This window comes from Fibrobacter sp. UWT3 (assembly GCF_900230125.1).
Classification (GTDB): domain Bacteria; phylum Fibrobacterota; class Fibrobacteria; order Fibrobacterales; family Fibrobacteraceae; genus Fibrobacter.
In genome coordinates this window covers 695,430-717,259 of record NZ_OCSS01000003.1, presented here as the reverse complement: position 1 = coordinate 717,259, position 21,830 = coordinate 695,430, and the positions used below count along the sequence as shown (strand labels likewise).

Sequence of the window (21,830 nt, the reverse complement as noted above, 5' to 3'; positions counted from 1 at the left end):
TAGTAATGGCTACGAAAAAAACAGCAAAGACTAAGGCCACCAAGAAGGTGGTGGAAAAGGCCGTCAAGGAAACGACCTCCAAGATAACGAAGGCGGTGAAGACTGCCGCCAAGGAAGCCGAAAAGGTGGTAGAAAAGGTCGCGACGAAGACCGCTACGGCAAAGAGTGCCGCAAAGACTGCGGTAAAGACCGCCACGAAGACTGCGGCGAAACCCGTCGCAAAGATTGCCGCGAAGGTGACGGCGAAGGCTTCCGCGAAGTCTGCCCCGAAGGCATCGGAACAGACCGATGTGGTGCTGAAATCTACCGCAAGGAAGTCTGCGAAGTCGGTGAAGGTCACCGCCCCGAAGGCCGCCGCGAAGCCCGTGACGAAGACTGCCAGCATGGCGCAGAACTTCGACCCCGAATACCTCGTGCTCATGCAGAAGGACCCGAACTGGATGCAGGCCTTCTGGGAAGTTTCCGAGGACCGTATCAAGCGCGCCAAGAAGGGCAAGGGCAAGCTGGTGCTCCGCCTGTTCGATATTTCGGACGACCTCACCGTGAAGCGCAGCAAGAAGCGCAAGTTCCACGACGTGGTGGTGCCCGCCGATGCCCGCAGCTGGTATGTGGAAAACAAGGCTACCTCCAATACGGTGGCCGTGCTCGGCTTTGCTCAGGGCAAGAACTTCATGCCGCTCGTGGAATCCGTCCCGGTGCAGGCCTACTCTCCGGAAGGTTCCCAGGTGAACGTGGACGACGTGTTCGTGAAGGCGTCCCTCGGCGGCGCCGCCATGGGCGGTTTCGGCAGTTCGGGACTTTCGAGCATGTCTGCGAAGAACTGGCTCGAAAACGCGCTCGGCACGCTTTCCAGTTCCTCGGGTTCCATGTTCTCGGGTGCACTTTCCAGCGCCGCCCTCAAGAGCAACAAGCTTGAACTCCCGAAGGATTCCGTGAACTACGGGAAGGATTTCTTCCTGTGGGTCAAGACCCGCTTGATTGTGTACGGTGGAACCCGCCCGGATGCACACCTCCAGGTGCGCGGCGAACCGTTCCCGCTGAACCCGGATGGCACCTTCAGTTTCGAGGAAGACCTGCCGGATTCTACGAAGATTATCCCGGTGTTCGCTACCGACAAGGATGGCGACTTCCCGACAACGATTGTCCCTATTGTGGTGAAGCGCACGGAGTAGGCTAGCCTGCTCTAAACCCACGAGGGCTAATTGTCCGCGCCCGGTAAAATACACCTGCTGCTGCACGCGCACCTGCCTTTTGTGCGCGAGCCCGAATATGACCGGTTCCTGGAAGAAAACTGGTTTTTCGAGGCTATGGCGGAAACATACCTGCCGCTAATCCAGATGCTCCGCCGCCTGCAGGAGAAGGGCGTGCCGGGAACGCTCAACCTGAGCGTTTCCTCTGCGCTCCTCGCGATGCTTACCGACAGCTTGTTGCTTGAAAAGTTCACACGTCATCTGCACATGCAGATGGAACTTATCGAGAAGGAACGCGAGCGCGCCCGCGGGAACGATGACATCGCGACCGTGGTGGATTTTTACTACCGGAGACAGGTTGCGCTTATTGACACGTGGGAACGCGACTGCGGTTGCGAGATTGTGCCCGCGCTGAAGCAACTCGAGGAATGCGGCAAGCTCAACCTCCTTACCTGCGTGGGGACCCACCCGTTCTTGCCCGCGTACCAGTCCGACGTGCAGGCAATTAGACTGCAGCTGGGCGTTACCGTGCGTGCATTTGAAGACGCCTTCGGGCGCAGGCCCAGCGGGCTTTGGCTCCCCGAGTGCGGGTACTTCGAAGGTCTTGACCGCCTTCTCGCCGAATTCGGGTTCAAGTACTTCTTCCTCGAGACCCACGGCGTGCTTTTGGCAAAGCCCGCGCCCAAATACGGAGTATTTGCGCCAATAAAGACCCCTGCGGGGCTTTATTGCATGGGCCGCGAGCAGGCGAGTTCCATGGAAGTATGGAGCCGGAAGACTGGCTACCCGGGGCACCCCGAGTACCGCGAGTTCTTCAAGGATATCGCAAATGAACGCGACCGTGGCTACCTGGGCGATTACTTTATGGCGGGCGATACTCCCATCGAGACCGGCCTCAAGTACTACCGCATTACCGGGAGCGAGGACAAGCAGATTTACCGCCCGTGGAACGCGATGCGCCTGGTCGAGGACCACGCGCGACTCTTCGTAGCGAACCGCGAGGCGACCGTCACTGAACTCCTTCCGAACATGGAAGGCAACAAGGTCTCCATCCTGTGCCCCTACGATGCGGAACTCTTTGGGCACTGGTGGTTCGAGGGCCCGCTGTTTATCGAGAAGATGTTTGAGCGCGCCGCCGCATCCAATACGGTAGAGATGGCCTCTCTCGAAACCACGATGTATTCCTCCTGCGACGAGGCGGTACACAGCCCGATATTCTCCTCATGGGGCGAGGGCGGTTTCGGTGAAGTCTGGATGAACGACGAGGTGAGTCATGCGTACCCGCTATTCTTCCGCATGCGCGGCATGATGGAAGAGTTCCGCCGCGCGCTCGTTGCCCGCGAGAAGAAGGGCAAGACCGCGCAGACCCGGCTGTATCGCAGGTATTACGCGCAGATTGCCCGCGAACTCCTGCTGTTCCAGGCTTCGGACTGGGCGTTTATGATTCACAACAAGTCTGCGGCAGACTACGCGCGGTTCCGCGAGAATACGCATTACAGGAACGTGTGCGCACTCTATGCCTCTGCGATGACAAGCCTTGCGATGGGCCGCAAGAAGCCCGATACGTCGCTCTTGAATAAGCTCGAAAATCAAGACAATCTTTTCCCGTGGATCGGGGAATTGCTCTAAATCACTAAAATTCGGCGGAACTATTCCAAGTTGGAATGTTTTACTGTAACATTCCCATAATGGACCATGCAGGAGTTTAATAAGAGGGTAGCATAAGCTACTATATTCATTGCGCAACCCCCAAAAGGTAAAACAATGGCAAAAATCAACTATAGCTCCGAGACAAGGGAACAGGTCATCAAGCTGGTCCTGAAAGGCGAAAAGTCAGCAAACCAAATAGCCAAGGAACTCGGAATCGGGCCCAATACAGTCGGTCGGTGGGTAAACGAGTACCGCAAGGAACACAACCTGCCGAGCTACCGCGAGGAACGGCGAATCCGCAAGGTGTCCGTCGAGGAACTCGCCGCCAAGAACAGGGAACTGGAAAAACTCCTGAAGAAGCGTGAAAAGGAGCTTGCGGACGAGAAGGAGACGGTAGAGATCCTAAAAAAATCCCTGCACATCTTTATGCGACCACACGACTGAAATGCGAGGCGATACACGTGAACCGCAAGAAATACTCAGTCAGGAAGATGTGCAGAGCCCTAGGAATACCGCAGTGTTCCTACTACCAGTGGTCGCGCCAGCAGGAAAAACGTGCCGAGAAGAAGGCCCGCGAAGAACGGCTTGTCCAGAAGGTCCGCGACACCTTCGAAGAAAACCACCGCGTGTACGGTTGCCCGAAGATGCAGGCGGCACTCCATGACAAGGGTGACGAGGTAAAGGTGTGGAAACTGCGCCGCATCATGCGCGAGAACGGTCTCTATCCGGTCACGCTCAAGAAATGGAAACCCTACCGCAAGGGCAAATGTGACTCCATGTACAGCGAGAACCTGGTGCAGCGGAAGTTCGATCCCGACAGTCTGAACGCCGTCTGGGCCGGCGACATCACCTACGTCAAGACTACGCTTGGCTGGGTGTACCTTGCCGTGGTACTTGACCTATGCAACAAGGAGGCGGTGGGTTATGCCGTGAGCAAGAACATCGACACGGAACTTGTCAAGCGCGCGTTGTCCAATGCCATCATGCAACGCGGCCATCACGACGGACTAATCTTCCATTCCGACCGTGGCGTGCAGTACAGCAGCATGGGCTACCGCACGATGCTCTCGGAGAATGGGATAACGCCCTCGATGAGCGCCCCGGGCTGCCCCTACGACAACGCCTGCATGGAAAGCTTCTTCGCAAGCTTCAAGAAGGAGATGGCCTACAGGCGAGACTTCAAGGACATCGAAGACGTGCGGGAGGCCGTTTTCAGGTACATCGAGCTGTTCTACAACCGGAAACGGCTCCATAGTTCGCTCGGTTACATGACACCGGTGGAATATAGGCTGTCAAAACAGGCTGCCTAGACCACAAGGGTATACCACTTAACAAGAAAAAAGGATATATTTTAACTTAACCGGTAATGAATATGGTTGTTCATGAACCCACTATTAAAAAAACTACAAATCCACGGATTTATACGGTTGTGTTCAAGACGTATGATGACGACGAATGGGATACGGAACGGCATTACTACAACGAAGTCGTTGAACGTGATTGGGGTCCGCAAAAGGAAACCCCGGAATGTTACTATAACTTTGAAAAGTGGGTGAGGACCGTCGGTGCAAGCGATACCGTGAAGGGCGACATGGAGTATACGGCACAATATTCCTCGAGGTGCATTGCCAGGACATATTATGTCGAATTCTATGACCCGATTCGCGGTAGATGGTCTGAAAACTACGACCTTGCCTATGGAACCAAGGTTGAAGACCTCGAAGTCTTGGAAGTGCGCGATACGACTATCGGAAACTGCTTCTACGAATTTACTGGCTGGTCTCCGGAACTTGCCGATGTGACCGAAGACGTGCTTTACAGAGCGCAGTTCGATACGACTTGCGGCGAACAGTACACCGTAACCTGGCTCAACTACAATGGCAATACGTTGGAACAGAAACGTTACAGTGCCGGCGATACGCCGAACTATAACGGTGCAACTCCGGTTAGGGAAAACACTGCCAAGTACACTTACAGTTTTGCTGGGTGGAGCCCGACGGTTGTCGCTGTTACCAAGGATACGCGGTATACGGCAACGTTTGACTCGACTATCCGTAAGTACGAGATAACCTTCAAGGATCCTTTCAACCACGAAGGCTTTGTGGATAGCCTGATGATTGCGGAATATCCGTATGGAACGAAGGCTACCGACATTGATGTCCCCGAACTTGCGGATACGACTATCGGGCTTTGTACCTATAGCTTTGACGCATGGGATAACGAGATAGCAGATGTTACCGCAAAAGCGACCTACGTTGCGACCTACGCGAAGCTTTGTGTAGATCCGCCCCCGAGTTCGAGTTCTGTTGCGTCTAGCAGTTCTGTGATGTCCAGTAGTTCTGTTGCGTCTAGCAGTTCCGTGGCGTCTAGCAGCTCTGTGAAATCCAGCAGTTCTGTGGCATCTAGCAGTTCTGTGAAGTCCAGCAGTTCTGTGGCATCTAGCAGTTCTGTGAAGTCCAGTAGTTCTGTGGCATCTAGCAGTTCTACGAAGTCCAGTAGCTCCACGGCATCGAGCAGTTCTGCAAAGTCTAGCTCTAGTTCGAAGGTGGAATCCTCGTCTAGTGAAAAGGGCGATGCCATCGTCGCTATGTATGACTTGCAGAAGAACTTTAAGATCGGATTTGCCCGAAATATGTTCACCGTTGCGGTGGATGTTCCTTCGAATGTTCGCTTGCAGGTGTTCGACATGAATGGCCAGCTCATGGAAACCGTCGATGAATACATTGCGGGTTCCAGAAGCTTCAGCCTAGGCCATTTGGATCGGGGCAACTACATTGTACGCGTCTGGAACAGTACGGCCCAGAGAACGACCCGGATAGTGATACGATGATTGCGGTGTAAAATGCGAAAGAGCCCGTCTTGAAAAGGACGGGTTCTTTTTTGATGTGTTTGTGGACGAAAATTTAGTCCGTAAATTTAATACGTTACAATGAATTTCTGCGTCTTTCCGCTGGAGCCTGCACGGAAGCGGTACACGCCCGGCTTCATCGAGCTCTTTACGTTGTCTGCGTTGATGCAGTGCGTCGTCTTTTCGTAGGGTTCGCGCAGCACCAGGTCCCCGCGGGCGTTGCGAATTTCGATAAACTTCTTTGATTCCGGTAGCGGTGTAAAGCAGAGCGAGCCGTTGCCGCGCCAGGGCATGGGGAAGGCGCGAAGCGTGGAATCCTTTACCATTTCGGGAATGCGTTTCGGATTGTCGAAACTGCTGAACACCCACATGATGGAATCGGCGAAGAAGGCGTCCTTGATGATGGAATCCACCGAGGCCGTGTTCTTGATTTCCCTGATGCCGATCTTTTCGCCGTTGAACACAAGCGCCGTAGCCTTGCCTTTGTATTCGTCAAGGTCCGGGGTGCCGTCCAGGTAGAAGTCGAGTGAGTAGAGAGGAATGCCGGGCGTGAACTTGTCTTGACCTTCGCTTCCGTCGACAAACGTCGAACGTTTCGCGGTCGCCGGAGCCCATCTTGGCTGGTCTTCGTGAATCCAGCGTGCATTGCTTACTGCGTTCGCGTTCTTTCCGGAGAGCGCTGCCGACGTCGCGAAGTCGTGGAATAGCGAATCGCCGTCCAAGCCCCGCTTTTCAAGAACCTTCTTGAGGTTTTCCTTGAAGGGCGCATTCGGTTTGGTTTCGAAAAGTTCCCAGATTTCCTTGTCGAAGTGCTTGTCCACGTGGTTGTACAGGTACAAGTAGAGAATTACGAGGCCGTACTCGTACTCGATTGCGTCTATCGCGGTTCCGCCGTAGTTGAAGAACCTGCTGACGTACAGGAAGTAGTCGTCGATATCGGGGGCTCCGACTTCCTCGTTCCCGGCTGCGGAAGCCTCTATCCAGTAAGTCCAGTGATTGAACAGGTCCATGTACTGCAACTGCACGGCGTGGAACATCTCGTGGTATATGGTGACCTGGATGCCCTTGGCGAACTCCTTGTTGTAGGAGTACTGGTAGGCGGTGCTGTTTTGCTCTACGGTTGAGGTGGGGTAGGTGCAGGTCTTTTCGTCCCGCACGATTGAACTTGTGGCGGTCGCGTTTTCCGGCACGTACTTGAAATCGTTGTCGATGATTATTTCGGACTTGTGGTAATCCTTGGGGCTCGGGTATGTCACTCCGTAGCAACCGTTGCAGGCGTCTGCCTTGAGCACGCTTCTCGGGTCGCGGAGAAAGTCTATTTCGGCGACTTCGACGGGGTAGAGCCCGGCCTTCACGGGCATCTGGTAGTGACTCGTGGTGTCGATGCCCTGCGGTGCGCGCATTTTCATGGTTTTCGTGTGGAATGTCAGCGCATTTTCGAGCGTTACGGCGAGCGAGTCTACAAATTCGGGCCTGGTTGCGTGCGGGCCTATACCCAGCGTGTAGAATATCTGGAAGTGTTCCGTTTCGCGGGTATAGACGCTGTCGTAGTATTCGCGCGCATCGCAGTTCTTGATCCGGAGTGCTGCGGCGGGGTGCAATACGGATTTTTGCCTGCTGTTCTGGTGCGCGAAGGCCATGCCGCATTTCTGTGCCTGTGCGGGCGCAATCGCTGTAGCAAGGATTGTTGCTGTTAAAAGCAGAACTTTGGGTATGGAGGGGAGGAAACTAGCGTGCATTTTCTAGAACCTCCTTCGATTTCAAAACAACGTTGTCCGGAACTACGAGTGCCTTTTGGTGGCGTGGCTTGATGGTCGCGTCTACGATGAGCGGGGCGTCTATTGACCAGTGCTTCTGCACAAAGCGCTCGTTCAGTCCGTAGATATCCTGCGCGGGGTCGGAACGCGTGAACGTTAGCCACAGGAAATCGTCCAGGCTCATTTGCGAGTTGCCGCCGATGGTGGAGGTGTCGTCCACAATACTCACCCACGGGTAGTTTTCGTGGTATTCCCAGCTTGCGAGGGCATCGCGGAGCTGCGCGATGTTTTCGGGAGCGGGGTGGGCGCCGTTTTCGCCCGGATTGCCCGCGTCGCCGTTTAATTCGGTGGTGCGCTCGGCGGCACTTGAACCGTCGTTCCACTGCATGGCGAGCACGCCCTTCATCGCAATTTTCGCATTGCTGAAGCCCACGGGCAGCTTGAGCCCGTCAAGGTCGCCCGCGCATTCGCGCAGTTCCCTGCGCTTGATGCCTGCCGCGGCAATCACGAGCTTGGAACCGTGATTGAGTCGCGTTCCCGTATAGTCGAGCGTGTCGATGAAGGTGGAGGTCTGGAAGTGCAAGTCCCGCGCGAAGTCTGCGCGCTCGAGCACGTGCGCGAAGAATGCAGGAACGTCGCGGGCATCCAGCGCCCCGGAGGCGTTTTTTGCCCCGCGAACATCCTGTGCCCTGCGAGTATCCTGATTTTTGCCGTCGGGCCGTTTAATGCCGTCAGGTTGTTTAATGCCGGACGCATCGGCACCCGCGGATAGTTTAACGCCGGCATCTTCCTTCGCGGCCACCATTAGGTACTTCGCGAGCGATACCTGGTTGAATCCGAGCAGCGCATTTGCGGTCTTTAAAAGTTCGAGCGGCTCGCGTTCCTCGGGCCTGATGTAGGGTATAAAGTTTTCCTTCGCGACGGCGAGGCACAGCGGGTGCACTCCCGACGCGTCGACCGCGTGGACTGCCTCTACGCCCGGGAGCGACGAGGGGACCATCGGCCGGGTAATGTCGTGTATGAACTCGCCGAAAACCGTGTCCTCTTTCGGGGGCCTGCCTACGGAGGTGAACGGGTAAATCGCGTTCTTCTTGCAGAGCACCTTCTTCACTTTCAGGTAGGGGAAGAGGTGCTTGCCGGAGTAGTACCCCACGTGGTCGCCGAATGGCCCCTCGGGCTTGAGTTCGGGTGCAACCTCTCCCAGGATGCAGAAGTCCGCATCGCTCGAGACGATGTAGCCATCGTGCATAAAGTAGCGGAAACGCCGCCCGCCGAGCATTCCGGCGAAGGTAAGTTCCGAAAGGTCCTCGGGCATGGGCATCACCGCGGCGACGGTATGTGCGGGAGGCCCGCCCAGGAACACGCTTACCTTGAGCGCGCGGCCTTCTTCGAGCGCCTTCCGGTGGTGCCGTGCGATGTCGCGGTTTATCTGGTAGTGGATGCCGCATTCGTCGGGGGCAAAGTCGTTCCCCGCAATCTGCACGCGGTACATGCCGAGGTTTGCGGTGAGAATCTTCGCGCCGTCACTCGGGAGTGTCGCCACCTGCGGGAGCGTGAGGAACGGCCCGCCGTCTTCGGGCCAGCCTACGATTTGCGGGAGGTCGGCGAGCGTGCATTCCTCGAAGTCGCGGATACTGCCCGAGCGCCTGGGGAGTGAACGGATGCCCGCTTTTGCCGCGCGTAACAACGTGGCGGGGCCCGCATGCCTAAAGAATTCTGCGGGGTTGGACTTGAACAGGACCGCGGTCTTTGTGCTTTCGAGAGTATCCCGGAACAAGAAATCCATGCGTTCGCGCGTGCCGAAGATGTTGCATGCGGCGCGGAACCTGCTCCCCTTTACCTTCTCGAAAAGCAGTGCCGGCCCCTTGCTGTCGAATGCCTGCCGTGCAATTTCAGCCATTTCCAGGTACGGGTCCACCTCTTCGCGGATACGCCTGAGCATGCCTGCCTTTTCTAGGTCAAGCAGCGCTTGTTCCAGTGAGGAATACATGGCGGAACCCCCGGTGCGGGCTTAACCCGCCGTGGCACCCAGGTCGAGCGATTCGAATGCCTGCGTCTTTTTCTGGGATTCTACGGAAAGGACTATGTCGCGCGTGTCCTTACGGGCGTATATCGCGTAAACGACGCTTGCGCTTGCCATGATGCTTGCGAAAGTCTCTTCGAGGATGTTCGTGAACCCCTGGAACGAGAATTCGTCGTAGCAGGCGGTCATGTGCCCTTCGGGTACGAACTTGTGGCTGGCGGTAAACCCGCGGAACGGGCCTTGGCCCAGCCGCACCGTCACCTGGTTGTCCTTGACCGAACTGATGATGCCGGTCCACCTGATGACCCTGAAGCCGAACTGCAGCTGGTACTTGATTGTTGCACCGGCGGCAAGTTCCTTAGGGAATATGTAATGGAGAAGCGGGCTCTTGCCGATAGTCAAGTTCAGGGGAGCATATTGAAGCGTTTCCAATACATTCGGAAGCGAGAACTCTTGCCATGACGTTTGACTGAACTGCACCATACGTTAATTAATTTAGCAAAAAAAGCGCGAAAGTGAACGAAAAATCTGTAAATTGCTCAAATTAGGCAAAAATGGCCTAAAACTATGCCGGCTCGAACATGTCGATGCGCTTCTTGTGCTTGCCGCCCATGAATTCGGTTTCGAGGAACTTGGTCGCGAAAACTTCGCACTGCGCGTAGGCGATGATGCGGGCTCCCATGCAGAGCACGTTCGCGTCGTTGTGGAGGCGCGTGAATTCGCAGGAGGTGAGGTCGCCGACGACTGCCGCGCGGATGCCCTTGTGCTTGTTGGCGGCCATGCTCATGCCGATGCCCGTACCGCAGATGAGGATTCCGCAGTCGGCTTCCTTGCCGGTTACCTTGTTGCAGACCTTGTCAGCGAACACCGGGTAGTCGCACGATTCCGTAGAATCAGTGCCCATGTCGAGGACTTTGTAGCCCTTGCCTTCCAGAAACTTGACGAGTTTTTCCTTGTATTCGAAAGCGGCGTGGTCGCAGCCGATAGCGATGGTCTTGAACATGATAATTTCCCGGTTTACGAGTGGAAAAGTACGCATCTGCGAACTTTATCGGGCAATATAGATAATTCGTCGGATTATGGCTCAAAACGGTTGGGGGCCGGTGCGAAATAAATCTATTTTTGGGCCAGTTATGGGCAATCTAGAGACCGACAGCAAGTTCCTGAAGAAGGCGATGATCGTGAACGTTGTGGGGACTATCCTCAAGGTTTGCGGCCCGCTATTGACCTTTGTGATGGCGCGCATTTTTGGTGCTGCAGAATTCGGTATATTCGTTTCGGCACAGACGCTCCTCCTCACGATTGCGCACTCGGCAACCCTCGGGCTCGACAAGGGCCTCTACTGGTACCTGCCGCAGAACAAGTTGAACGGCCGCCCTGCACACGATGGCATCATGGAATCGTTCTGGATTGCCGCCGCCATCGCGCTGTTCTGCACCGGAGTCATTTTTGTCGGTTCCTTTACGCCGTATATCTCGAAGGAACTCCCGTGGTACGCGGTCTCGCTCCTGTTCTACGTGGGCACGTACGTTTTCAGTACTGCATCCGAAGGCAACCGCCGTCCGCAGAATGCCGTGTTCGTGAATTCGTTCCTGACGGTGACGCTCGCGCCCGCGACTTCCATCGCGCTCCACTTCATGGGAATCCCGCATGCGCTCCCGCTGGGCCTGCTGGTGGGGCAGGTGGTGGGCTTCTGTGTGCACTTTGTGTTGGTGCGCCGCCAGTTCCCCGAGATGCCCATGAATCCGGGCAAACTCGTGTCGAAGGGCCTGCTGCTCTACTCGCTCCCGCTCGGGTTCGGCGAGTTTGTTTCCTCGTTCCTCACGCGCTCTAGCCTCTGGCTGGTGATGCTCTTCCTCGGGCCCGAGAAGGCGGGTGCCTACGGTATCATGGTCACCATCTCGAACGCCCTCCAGACAATCCGCGTGGGGTTCACTCCTATCCTCACTCCGGTTGTTGCGGGTATGGACAAGGAACGCCTCAAGACCGACCTCAAGCCTGTCTATAGCTACTGCGTGTTCATGGTCACCTTCATCCAGTTGCTTATCGGGTTCTTCATCGTGCTGTTCCCGGGCGAAATTCTTTCTATCGCGGGCAAGGACTTCATCGTGCAGCCCGAGGCGCTCGGGATTCTCCTGCTGGTGCATCTCGTCGCGGGCTTTGGCGGCATGTCCATCGTGGTGTTGAACGGCATGGGCAAGAGCCTGTACTCCCTGATCATGGACGTGATTTCGCTGGGTGTGGCGCTCGCGCTAGGGTACTTCCTGATACCCGCTTTCGGACTCGTGGGTGCAGCCCTCTCGATGCTCGGCTACAACATCATGGCGATTATCTGCAACAACATCTACCTTATCAAGATGGGCTACAGGCCATATTCCGTACGGCTTGTGTCGCAGGTCGCATGGATTGCGGGATTGATTACTTTCTATGTAATGCTCAACGTGAAACAGCCGGAACTTTCGCTTGTCGAAAAGGGCGGGATTTATCTGGCGGTCCTCGCGTTGCTCGGTATCTATTGGAAAATCGTGAAGAAGAAAATGGATGCCGATAGGGAAAAACTTACTAGCGGGAAGGCTGAATAATGAAGAAAATTGAACAGCAGGAATGTCGCGAAATCCAGATGTCCGTTCTGGACGAGATTGACCGCATTTGCAAGGAAAACAACCTGAAGTACAGTCTTGCCTACGGCACGCTCCTCGGGGCGGTGCGCCACAAAGGCTACATTCCCTGGGACGATGACATTGATATCTGCATGTTGCGCGAAGATTACGAGAAGCTCATTGCCATCTTGAAAGACGAGAATGCGGCAGGCCACAAGGAATGGCTTACGCTCGTGGACGATACTTGCGACGGCTACTTCTACCCGTTTGCAAAGGCATACGACAACCGCACAACGGTCAAGATGGAACGCCACAAGGGTGAGATGGGAATCTGGGTCGATATCTTCCCGCTGGATGGACTCCCGAAATCGAGTTTCTTTGAAAAGGCGTTCGTGCTCTACTGCAGTTTTTTGCGTGTGATTACGCTCGCCATTACGACCGACTTCAAGTCGAAGGGTTACGACGCCTGGACGCTTCTGTACAAGCGGTTCTTTTATGCCATCGCCTGCATCGTGGGCAAAAAGCGCTTCTGCCGCTATGTGGAACGCGTGATTCGCCGCTACCCGACAGCCCATTCGGGCCATGTTGCAACGCTATTCTTCGACACAAAAACCGACCGCATTTTGGACCTGGAAAAGATTGCAGAAACGGTCGACTACCCGTTCGAGAACCGCAAGTTTAGCGGTTACAGGAACTACGATTACTACCTGTCGCTCTTCTACCGCGACTACATGCAGCTTCCGCCCGAAGAAAAACGCTACAATCACGGGCTTGATGTGTGGTGGAAATAAGGAAAAATTTATATTTAAAAAGGTTTTGAATCGGGGTACAAGCCCCACAAAGGTAAAACATGAACTACTTGGACAGAAACGAATTCAACTTCAAGCCTTCGCAGAAGGTGCTCGATGCCGTCAAGAATTTTGACCCCGAACAGCTCTGCTTCTACACCCGCATTTACGATGAAGGCAAAAAGAGCATTTTCTCGGTAAAGCTCTCTGAAATTTACAACGTGCCCGAAGAACAGGTGCTGCTCGGTTATGGTGGCGAAGACATTCTCAAGAACGCTGTCCATTACTACCTGATGGTGGGCGAAAACAAGACCATCATGATTCCGGAATTTTCTTGGTGGTACTACAACCGCATCGCCGGTGAATGTGGTGGTTCCTTTGAAATGTATCCGCTCCACGAAAAAGAAGATACTTTCGCCTACGATGTTGACGAAGTCATCGCGCTCACGAACAAGATTCACCCGCGTATGTTGCTCTTGGCCTCTCCGAACAACCCGACCGGAAACTGCCTTACGCCCGAAGAAATCGGTCGCATCATGGAAAATATCCCGAACGATACGATGGTGCTGATTGACGAGGCGTACGCTTCCTTTATCACGACCGATACCGCCTACATCGCTCCGCTCGTGAACAAGTATTCGAACCTGATTATTTCCCGCACGCTTTCCAAGTTCTTCGGCCTCCCGGGTCTGCGTATGGGCTTTGGCTTCATGGGCAAGGGCCACGAGTCCTTCCTGAGCTACGCCAACAAGTACTTGGGCTACAACCGCTTTAGCGAAGCCGTGGCGATGGCCGCCATCGAAAGTGAAGATCACTACCGCAAGGTCGCCGATGAAATGGAATGGGACCGCCAGTTGTTCAAGAAGGAACTCGGCAACCTGCCGGGCTTCAAGGTTTACAAGAGTGTCGCAAACTTCATTTTGATCAAGTACCCGACCCGCATCAAGGAAGCCCTGCAGAAGGCTATGGCCGAACAGGATTACAAGATCAAGTTCATGAGCGACAAGGGTCTCGAGGACTGCCTCCGCATTACCTTAGGCCGTAAGGAACAGATTCAGGTGGTGGTCGACACCATCAAGCGTTGCGCTGCCGTATGATTGCCGTAATTCTTGCTGCAGGTATGGCGAAGCGCTTGCGCCCGCTCACGGACAATACGCCCAAGTGCCTCCTGGACGTGAAGGGTCGTTCGCTCCTGGAACGCTCCATGGACGCATTGAAAGGCGCCGGCATTCAGGAATTCGTAATCGTGACGGGTTACCTGAACCACATGATTGAGAATTTCGTGAAGGAACATTACGGCGATTCCATCCGCACGACCTTCATCCATAACGCTCTTTACGATTCCACGAATAACATCTATTCCCTGTGGCTGGCAGGCCAGGCGGTTGCGGGCAAGGAATTTCTGCTGCTCGATAGTGACCTGCTCTATGACCCGCAAATCGTGAAGAATGTGCTCGCCTCCAAGGCAGCGAACGTGCTTACGCTCATTCGCCATGAACTCGGCGAAGAAGAAATGAAGGTTGTTCTTGGTGAAGACGGAAATATTTCCGAAATCAGCAAGACTTGTTCGCCGAAGGCTGCCGCAGGCGAAAGCCTCGGTATCGAAAAGATTGGCGCGGGCTATTCTACCGCCCTTTACGCTGAACTTGAAAAGATGATGAACGTGGAACACCTGGAAAATACGTTCTACGAACTTGCCTTCGAACGCCTGATTCCGCAGGGCCATACGTATTCCGTTCTGGATGCGTCGGACTTTTTCTCCTGCGAACTCGATACGGTCGAGGATTTTGAAAACGCGAAGTCCACGATTCCGCTGGACTAGTCAAATTGATGGGGGAGGTTAGCCCATGACCAAGTACCTTTTTGTTCTGACGAGTTCCCCGAAGGATTTTTTCTGTGAACAGACGCTGGTGGCGATTGCCTCCTTGCGGGTGCATAACCCGGGCGCCTTTGTGACGCTTTTGACCGACGACAAGACTGCGGAAACGCTCACCGGCCCGCGTGCGGCCCTCAAGGATGCAGTCGATGAACTCAAGGTATTGACCCTCGATGAAAAGTTTACTCCCATGTTGCGCTCCCGCTACCTCAAGACGGTCATGCGCAATGTAATCGATGGCGATTTTCTCTACATGGATTCTGACATCGCCATCGTGGGCGACCTCTCGATTCCGGAAGAATGGAAGGGCGGTATCTATGCGGTGCTCGATTTCCACACGAACCTCTCGAAGGCAATTAACCGCAAGAAGGTCTTGAACAACGCGAAGATGATGGGCTTCTCGCCGATCCTGAATGACGAGATTTTCAATGGGGGCGTGATGTATGCCGCAGATACTCCCGAAGCCCGCAAGTTCTTCGAGACCTGGCACGAACTCTGGCTTTACTGCGTGTCGAAGAACTTCCCGTACGACATGGCAAGCCTCGCCGAGACGAACTTCAAGTTTAATTACATCACCAAGAAAATGCCCGGTGGCTGGAACTGCCAGCTGGCCTACGGCAACAGGTTCTTGCCCACGGCGAAGGTGCTGCACTTCTTCGGCTCGCGAATCATCGATACCCGCGGCCACAAGGTGCCCGCCAGCATGGACCTGTTCCTGCCCAAGATTTTGCGCAAGGATTTCTACACCAACCTGAAGAACATTCCGGTGAAGGTCAACGCCGACAAGAGCATTACCATCAACGAGTATTATGACGACGTGATTGCCCACGCCAAGGAAGAATTCGAGTTCCAGACCCGCAAGGTGGGTGCCGGTGGCGCCTACATTATCCGCAGCTACGCCTTCGCGAAGTCGCTCGCGTGGATTTACAAGAAGATGCCTTTCCTCGTGTTCCCGCTGAGAATCTTGGGAACGCTTCTCGGGAAGGATAATCGCGGGGGCCGCAAGTGAACCTGCTTTTCAACCTGGTGGCGGTACAGCCGATTCACAGCGCCAAGTTTCACGGCGGTGGCAGTTACGGCGAAGTGATTTTCTGGGCGCTGGTGAAGCGTGGCGTGCAGTTCAGTTGCGCTTACGACAGCAAAAAATATCTGGACCCGGCAATTGTCGAGGCCTGCAAAGGAAAAAACATTCCGCTGTTCGATATCAGCGTGCAGACCCCGCAAGAAATCATCGACGCAAACCAGATTGATACCTTCTACACGCCGCTCTATTCGCTCGAAAAGAAGTGGGCGATTGACGTGAAGGATTTCGTGTTTACCTGGCACGGCGTGCGAGCGCTCGAAATGCAGTACAGCTGGGCGGGTGTAGGTTTTGCCAAGAAACTCGGGCAAAAGTTCGAGGCGCTGGTGCGTTACCGCGAAAGCTGGAAAAAGTATTTCTACAAGCCCAAGTATCAGGACTTGGCGCGGCGTATGGCGGAGTCGCTGACTTCGGGGCCGAACGGTCGCAAGGTGCGTACCATTACGGTGAGCGAGCATAGCCGCGCCTCCATCAAGGCGTTCTTCCCGGAACTCATGGACCTGGAAATTCCGGTGTTCTACAGCCCGATGAAGGAATATGAACCCGAAGGATTCTTGCCGCCGGGAGTAGCCGCGAAAAAATATTTCTTGCTCACGAGCGGAGCCCGCTGGGAAAAGAATAACCTGCGCGCCGCCCGAGCGTTCGATGAACTGGTGGGCATGTACGAATCGCAGGGCAAGTCGCTCGACATGAAGATGGTCATTACCGGCGCTACGAATGCGCGTGCCTACCTGCGCCACCTCAAGCACAGGGATCGCTTTGTGCTTCTCGGCTATGTGGAAAGCAAGGAACTGGAATTCTTGCACAAGAATGCGTACGCGTTCGTGTTCCCGAGCCTGAACGAAGGCTTCGGTTACCCGCCGGTGCAATCCATGCGCTATGGCGTACCCGTAGCGGCGAGCGGCACGACTTCCATTCCCGAGGTCTGCGGCGATGCAGTGCTGTACTTTGACCCGTATTCCGTAAGCGAAATCAAGAACCGCCTGGTGCAATTGCTCGACGCCCGCATCTATGCGGATTTTGCAGAACGCGCCCCGAAACGCTACGCGCAAGTTCACGCCCGCCAGGCCGAAGATTTAGAAAAGGCTGTAGATTTTATACTGAAACGTTGATTCCTGTGTCATCCCCTCGACCTGTGGTGAGCGAAGTCGAACCAAGGCGGGGATCTTCCTTTGCTTTTGCCTATGTCCCTGTTTGTTAAAATAAAGAACCTGCTCAAGAATCCTTATCTCGCGATGGCGCTCATTGCCCTTGTGGTACAGAGCGTGCTGCTGGTGTTTTTCTATAGCCTGCCCGATCCGCTCGGGCTCTCGATGGCCGAGATGTTCGAGGGCAAGACCCTCTGGCAGATTTTCATGGCCTTCGGCGCGGTGCTTGCCATGGCGGGCCTTTTCGGTTTTGCGCGCGCTCCCCGCGGGCTTGCCGTCTTTTATGCGCTCTACTTCTTTATTGCTGTCGCGGACTATGACGTTTTCCGCTTTTCGCACCAGCGTCTTTCCTATTCCTTCTTGCGCACGTATTTCCATATCTCGAACATCACCGATGCCACGACGGTTTCTACGCTGGGCGGTGACCTGCTCGGCACAGTACTCTGGGTATCGATGGTCGTGCTCTGCTTTGCGGGTGCAATCGCGTTCGTGGTGGCCTATACGCTCCGGCTACGTACGCGCCGCCAGACGCTCGTGCTCGATAACCGCAATGGCGCTTGGAAACCTGCTTCCCGTAAAGTTCCCGGCGTGATGTTCGCCGTAGGTATGGCGCTCTCGCTGGTGCCGCTCGTGCTGTTCCTTACGGGAACGCGCGGGTGGATTGAAATCCCGGTGACGCACACGAAGGTGGATATGCGGTTTACGCTCGGCAAGCATACGCTTACGGCGCCGATTTTGCACATTGCCGCGGTCGAGACTTTCGAGTTCATTCATGACAACGCGAAGATTACCGAGGAACTTGTCGGCGATTTGGATGCCTTCTTGCCGAAGGATTTCGCGACGGGTCGCAGCGATGCCATGGAACTCCCGATGTACCGTAGCGCGCCGGCTCATGAATACAGGGCGAAAAAGCCGTATAACATCGTGTTCATCATGGGCGAATCGTTCAAGGGCCGTATATTCAACAAGATGCTCGAAGGCGATACCGCCGTGGCGCCGAACATCTGGAAACTTGCAAATGGCGCTTACTTCGAAAAGGATTCTGCCGGCAATGCGCTGGGTGGAGCCCTATGGTTCAAGAACGCCTTTAGCGGCGGCTACCCGACGGTGCGCGGCACGATGGCGACCTACATGGGATTCCCCTCGCACCCGAACCGTGACGTGCCCAGTTTCTATGCGGCGAACAAGTTCAAAGGCTGGCCCGAATTCCTGACAAACTATCAGCGGGCGTATGTGACGGTTTCGAACCCGATTTTCGACCACACTTTGCCCTTTATCGAGAAGTTCTTCGATAAGGATTGGCACCTGATAGGCGAGGAGAAGGTGGAAGGTACTGCGGATAGTTTGGGCGTGGATCTCGCAATTGACGTGCTCAGGAAAATGCCGGCAGATAGGCCGTGGGAACTTTCATTCAACACGATTTCTTCGCATATTCCGTTCTACGGTTATCCCGATGCATTTGCCGCAAAACCGGACGACGCGATGGCGCGCTACAGGAATGCTGTCCGCTATACCGACCAGCAACTCGGGCGATTCTTCGACGCGCTTTCCAAGCGTCCTGATTTCGGGAATACTGTCGTCTTTATCCTGGGTGACCACGATACTCCCGTAGATTCTATCGATTACATGGTCCCGCAACCGCTCGGGCTTTCCGCTTCGCAGATTTTTATCGGAATTTTTACGCCGGATACGGCGTTGCTTAACGGGCTGACGATTCGCGAAGATGTCGCCTCGCAGTTGGATTTGGGCCCGACAATCTTTGACCTTGCGCAGGTGCGCGAACCGAACCATTTCTGGGGTTACGACTTGCTCGCTCAGGAACGCCCTGCAGAACAGCCGTCGGTATTCTTCTCGCAGAATGCCTACTACCTCGGGTTCCGCGACCACGTGCTTGCTGGCGGCCTCGAAAACGAGGACGTGTTCCGCGCCGCCTCCGGTGGCGAATCCCCGTATGCGCTCACGACGGATGCAAGCGACCTTGCCTGGAAAAAGAAGGCCGTGGGAGCCGCGAAGGCCGTGCGCTCTGTGCTCCGCAACGACATCATGATGCCGTAGGGTAGAACCCTCTATCGCCCTATTTGACCGATTATCAATAACTTGAGTCGCATGCCGTGCCGTATGCGGCCCTTTTTATTATATTGCCTTTTATGGCTAACAAGAAATCACTTCCCGAAAGATTTTCCAATTGGTACATTCCGCTGATTTGCAGGCACCAGTACAAGGCACTTGCGTTTTACCTGATTCTGGCGGTTCTTTTTGCGGTTCCCATTCTCTTTAAGCCGGGCCTCAAACTTGATGCCGACCTTTCGCACTTGCTGCCCGAGGGCACCCCGAGCGTGAAGGCGCTCGAGGAATCGTACCAGCGTTTCGGTTCCACTGACAAGTTCATGATAGCCATCCAGAGCGAAGACGTGAACCTGGTGGTGGCCCTGCAGGATTCCATTGCCGATTACATCCACAAGAACTGGCAGGGTGACTTCGTTTCGACCCAGGTGGATAACGACAACCAGTTCTTCAAGGACAATGCGCTCCTTTACCTGCCGGTAAAGCATCTGGAAAATATTCGCGACAATCTGGAAGACTTGCAGCTTGAAATTGGCCGCAAGAATGGCCCGCTCGTTGTGGATTTGCTGGGCGACGCCTCGACTGATTCGTCCCTTCGGCAGGCTCAGGGACCTGACTCCGCACAAGTGGCTGCCGCGCCCGCGAAAAAGGAACGCGTGTGGTTTGACGAAAACCTGCCGCAGGAACTCGGACTCCCTGACGAGGCGGTGAGCGCCTTTGCCGCATTCTTCAAGAAGGACAAGGCCGATTCCATCGATATCGCGAAGGCCGCGAACGAGGAAGAGGAATGGAACCCGAAATCCACGATTCCTTCAGAACTCAAGAACCGCCTGATTGGTTCCCCGCGCCCGGATAGCACCGGAAAGATTCTCTTTAACGGCGTGGTGAACGCGAAACTCATCAAGCCTTCTACCGACTATGAATTCGTGACGCATATCTTGGCCCGCACCGATTCCCTGCTTGCCTATTTCAGCAGCAAGACTTACCCGGTGCCGACCCGCTTTACTGTCGAAGGTACCTACGAGGGCCTCAAGGAAGTCGACGAGGTCGCGAACGATTCCATCTTCTCGTTCGGCATCAGTCTGGTGCTCATCATCTTCCTCACGATTTTCTTCTTCAGGAGCGTGAAGGGCCCGATTCTCGTGACGGCATCGGTGCTGTATGCCTGCCTCCCGACGCTTGCATTTACGGCCATCTTCTACGGAAAGCTGAACCCGTTCACGGTGTTTGTCGCCTCCATCATTTTGGGCATCGGCATCGACTACTCGATTCATATCTTGGGTACTTCGCAGAAACTGTTGCACAAGTACGCGACTCTCGAGGAAGTGCTGGAACATGCCCAGAGGAAGATGCTCAAGCCCTTCGTGCTTGCAAGCTTCACGACAATTGCTGCATTCCTGACTTTGCTCGCTGCGCATTTCCGCGGGTTCTATGAGTTCGGCGTGGTGGCTTCGATGGGCGTGCTGTTCAGTATGCTCACCTCGGTGCTCGTGCTCCCGGTGTTTATCAAGTGCATGGGCGGTATCCCGAAGGCTCCGGAAAATTCCCTGCTGCCCAAGTCCTGGGACGAGGCGAAAATCCTCAAGTTCTTCAAGTATGTGGCCTTTGCGGGCTTTGCTCTCGGTGCGGCTTCCATTTGGTTTGCACAGGATGTGGACTTCGAACACAACCTCCGTAACCTGCGCCGCGTCTCGACGAACGTATCGGCCTCGAAGAATAAGATTTCTACGAAGGTGACGCGTGCTACGGGCAAGGCGGTAACCTCGACGCCGGCCGCCGTGATGGGAAGCAAGCCCGAACAGCTCGACAAGCTTTACGACACGCTGATGGTGCGCCTGCACGTGGAACACGATTCGACGCTTGGCAGTTTCCTTACGCTCAAGAGCTTCGTGCCGCCGCAGGATTCACAGAAGCAGCGCCTCGAGGTAATTGAAGAAATTCGTGAACTTGCCGAGGCCCGTGTGTTTGACCGCGCCGAAGGCGAGGATTCCGTGAATATCGCGAACCTCCGCAAGCTTTCTGCGGTCGAAAACACGTTTACTGCCGAAGATGTCCCGAGCTGGACTCTGGACTTGCTCCGCGAAAAAGACGGGAGCTACGGCAAGATTGGCTTTATCTACGGTGACTTCCCGAGCTGGGAAGCCCACGCCTTGCATCGCTTCCAGGAACGCTATGGTCACTGGAACTTTGACGGCGAAGAACTGCGTACGTTCTCTTCGCAGTTCATTCTTTCCGACGTGATCGACTCCGTGAAGAAGGATAGCTTCAGGCTTGCGCTTGTGATTATCCTCGTGATTTTCGGTACGCTCGTAATATCGTTCCGCAAACCGAAACTCTTCCTCGCGGGCTGCGTGTCGTTCGGCATGGGAACGCTTTTGACCCTCGGGCTGCTCGGCCTCTTGACGGACTTGTTCGAGTTCGGGAAGATAAGCATCTACAACGTGATTGTTATCCCGATGGCGCTCGGTATCGGAATCGACTCCACGATTCACATGATTACCTCGTGGATGAGCGACAAGAACCTGACGCTCCGTCAGTTGATGGATACCACAGGCCGTAACGTGATGGCAAGTTCCACCACGACAATTGCGGGCTTTGTCGGGTTCCTGTTCACGACGCACCGCGGCCTGAAGGGCATCGGTGACCTGGCATGCATCAGCATCGCGATGTTCCTCATTACGAGCATCATCTTTACGATGTATTTGTGCGGTGCCTGGCTCAAGAAGAAATAGTCTCGCTATAAGCTTCGCATAACATCCTTGCAGAAATCCAATCGGCTCAGCAATGCAAGCATATAAATATGCT

The 21,830-nt window shown here is 54.9% G+C and carries 17 protein-coding genes; 13 read left to right on the top strand and 4 right to left on the bottom strand.

Going from position 1 to position 21,830, the window contains the following annotated elements; translation table 11 throughout:
* Nucleotides 1-5: 5 nt before the first annotated feature.
* The 5 genes from CRO08_RS14630 (at nucleotide 6) to CRO08_RS14610 (ending at nucleotide 5,670) form a co-directional block, all read left to right on the top strand.
* Complete coding sequence (locus CRO08_RS14630; RefSeq protein ID WP_097036793.1) at nucleotides 6-1,172, top strand: DUF4912 domain-containing protein; 1,167 nt, start codon at nucleotides 6-8, stop codon at nucleotides 1,170-1,172.
* Nucleotides 1,173-1,202: 30 nt separating this feature from the next.
* Nucleotides 1,203-2,819, top strand: coding sequence for a glycoside hydrolase family 57 protein (locus CRO08_RS14625; RefSeq protein WP_097036792.1), 1,617 nt, complete (start codon nucleotides 1,203-1,205; stop codon nucleotides 2,817-2,819).
* A 135-nt stretch (nucleotides 2,820-2,954) separates the two neighbouring features.
* Nucleotides 2,955-3,284: a transposase gene (locus CRO08_RS14620; RefSeq protein ID WP_097034692.1), complete on the top strand. Its 330-nt coding sequence runs from the start codon at nucleotides 2,955-2,957 to the stop codon at nucleotides 3,282-3,284.
* Between the two features lie 17 nt (nucleotides 3,285-3,301).
* The gene (locus CRO08_RS14615) at nucleotides 3,302-4,150 is read left to right on the top strand and encodes an IS3 family transposase (protein ID WP_176495013.1); all 849 of its coding nucleotides are present in this window, start codon (nucleotides 3,302-3,304) and stop codon (nucleotides 4,148-4,150) included.
* Nucleotides 4,151-4,206: 56 nt separating this feature from the next.
* On the top strand, nucleotides 4,207-5,670 hold the full coding sequence (locus CRO08_RS14610; protein ID WP_141398405.1) for a T9SS type A sorting domain-containing protein: 1,464 nt from the start codon (nucleotides 4,207-4,209) through the stop codon (nucleotides 5,668-5,670).
* A gap of 86 nt (nucleotides 5,671-5,756) precedes the next feature.
* Here the strand turns inward: CRO08_RS14610 and CRO08_RS14605 are convergent, their stop codons facing one another.
* From CRO08_RS14605 to rpiB, 4 genes are all read right to left on the bottom strand, one after another.
* The gene (locus CRO08_RS14605; protein WP_141398404.1) at nucleotides 5,757-7,427 is read right to left on the bottom strand and encodes a hypothetical protein; all 1,671 of its coding nucleotides are present in this window, start codon (nucleotides 7,425-7,427) and stop codon (nucleotides 5,757-5,759) included.
* Nucleotides 7,417-9,435: a UbiD family decarboxylase gene (locus CRO08_RS14600; RefSeq protein ID WP_097036789.1), complete on the bottom strand. Its 2,019-nt coding sequence runs from the start codon at nucleotides 9,433-9,435 to the stop codon at nucleotides 7,417-7,419. Before CRO08_RS14600 ends, CRO08_RS14605 begins: the two co-directional genes overlap by 11 nt.
* 21 nt (nucleotides 9,436-9,456) lie before the next feature.
* Nucleotides 9,457-9,951 carry a hypothetical protein gene (locus CRO08_RS14595; protein WP_141398403.1) on the bottom strand — a complete coding sequence of 165 codons (495 nt, stop codon included), beginning with the start codon at nucleotides 9,949-9,951 and terminating at the stop codon, nucleotides 9,457-9,459.
* An 82-nt stretch (nucleotides 9,952-10,033) separates the two neighbouring features.
* Nucleotides 10,034-10,507 carry a ribose 5-phosphate isomerase B gene (rpiB, locus tag CRO08_RS14590; RefSeq protein WP_217990597.1) on the bottom strand — a complete coding sequence of 158 codons (474 nt, stop codon included), beginning with the start codon at nucleotides 10,505-10,507 and terminating at the stop codon, nucleotides 10,034-10,036.
* Nucleotides 10,508-10,601: 94 nt separating this feature from the next.
* Between rpiB and CRO08_RS14585 the strand changes: the two genes are divergently transcribed.
* The 8 genes from CRO08_RS14585 (at nucleotide 10,602) to CRO08_RS14550 (ending at nucleotide 21,757) form a co-directional block, all read left to right on the top strand.
* The gene (locus tag CRO08_RS14585) at nucleotides 10,602-12,050 is read left to right on the top strand and encodes an oligosaccharide flippase family protein (RefSeq protein WP_097036787.1); all 1,449 of its coding nucleotides are present in this window, start codon (nucleotides 10,602-10,604) and stop codon (nucleotides 12,048-12,050) included.
* Nucleotides 12,050-12,859 (top strand): phosphorylcholine transferase LicD, encoded by an 810-nt coding sequence (locus tag CRO08_RS14580; protein WP_097036786.1) that lies wholly within the window; start codon nucleotides 12,050-12,052, stop codon nucleotides 12,857-12,859. Before CRO08_RS14585 ends, CRO08_RS14580 begins: the two co-directional genes overlap by 1 nt.
* A gap of 59 nt (nucleotides 12,860-12,918) precedes the next feature.
* Entirely contained in the window at nucleotides 12,919-13,953 is a 1,035-nt protein-coding gene (locus tag CRO08_RS14575) for a histidinol-phosphate transaminase (RefSeq protein ID WP_097036785.1), read from the top strand.
* Nucleotides 13,950-14,678, top strand: coding sequence for an NTP transferase domain-containing protein (locus tag CRO08_RS14570; protein ID WP_097036973.1), 729 nt, complete (start codon nucleotides 13,950-13,952; stop codon nucleotides 14,676-14,678). Before CRO08_RS14575 ends, CRO08_RS14570 begins: the two co-directional genes overlap by 4 nt.
* Before the next feature lie 25 nt (nucleotides 14,679-14,703).
* Nucleotides 14,704-15,741, top strand: coding sequence for a hypothetical protein (locus CRO08_RS14565; RefSeq protein WP_097036784.1), 1,038 nt, complete (start codon nucleotides 14,704-14,706; stop codon nucleotides 15,739-15,741).
* The gene (locus tag CRO08_RS14560; protein WP_097036783.1) at nucleotides 15,738-16,925 is read left to right on the top strand and encodes a glycosyltransferase; all 1,188 of its coding nucleotides are present in this window, start codon (nucleotides 15,738-15,740) and stop codon (nucleotides 16,923-16,925) included. The genes CRO08_RS14565 and CRO08_RS14560 overlap by 4 nt, the downstream gene beginning before the upstream one ends.
* Nucleotides 16,926-16,997: 72 nt before the next feature.
* Nucleotides 16,998-19,016: an LTA synthase family protein gene (locus CRO08_RS14555; RefSeq protein ID WP_255252409.1), complete on the top strand. Its 2,019-nt coding sequence runs from the start codon at nucleotides 16,998-17,000 to the stop codon at nucleotides 19,014-19,016.
* A gap of 92 nt (nucleotides 19,017-19,108) precedes the next feature.
* The gene (locus CRO08_RS14550) at nucleotides 19,109-21,757 is read left to right on the top strand and encodes an MMPL family transporter (protein ID WP_097036782.1); all 2,649 of its coding nucleotides are present in this window, start codon (nucleotides 19,109-19,111) and stop codon (nucleotides 21,755-21,757) included.
* The last annotated feature ends 73 nt before the right edge of the window (nucleotides 21,758-21,830 follow it).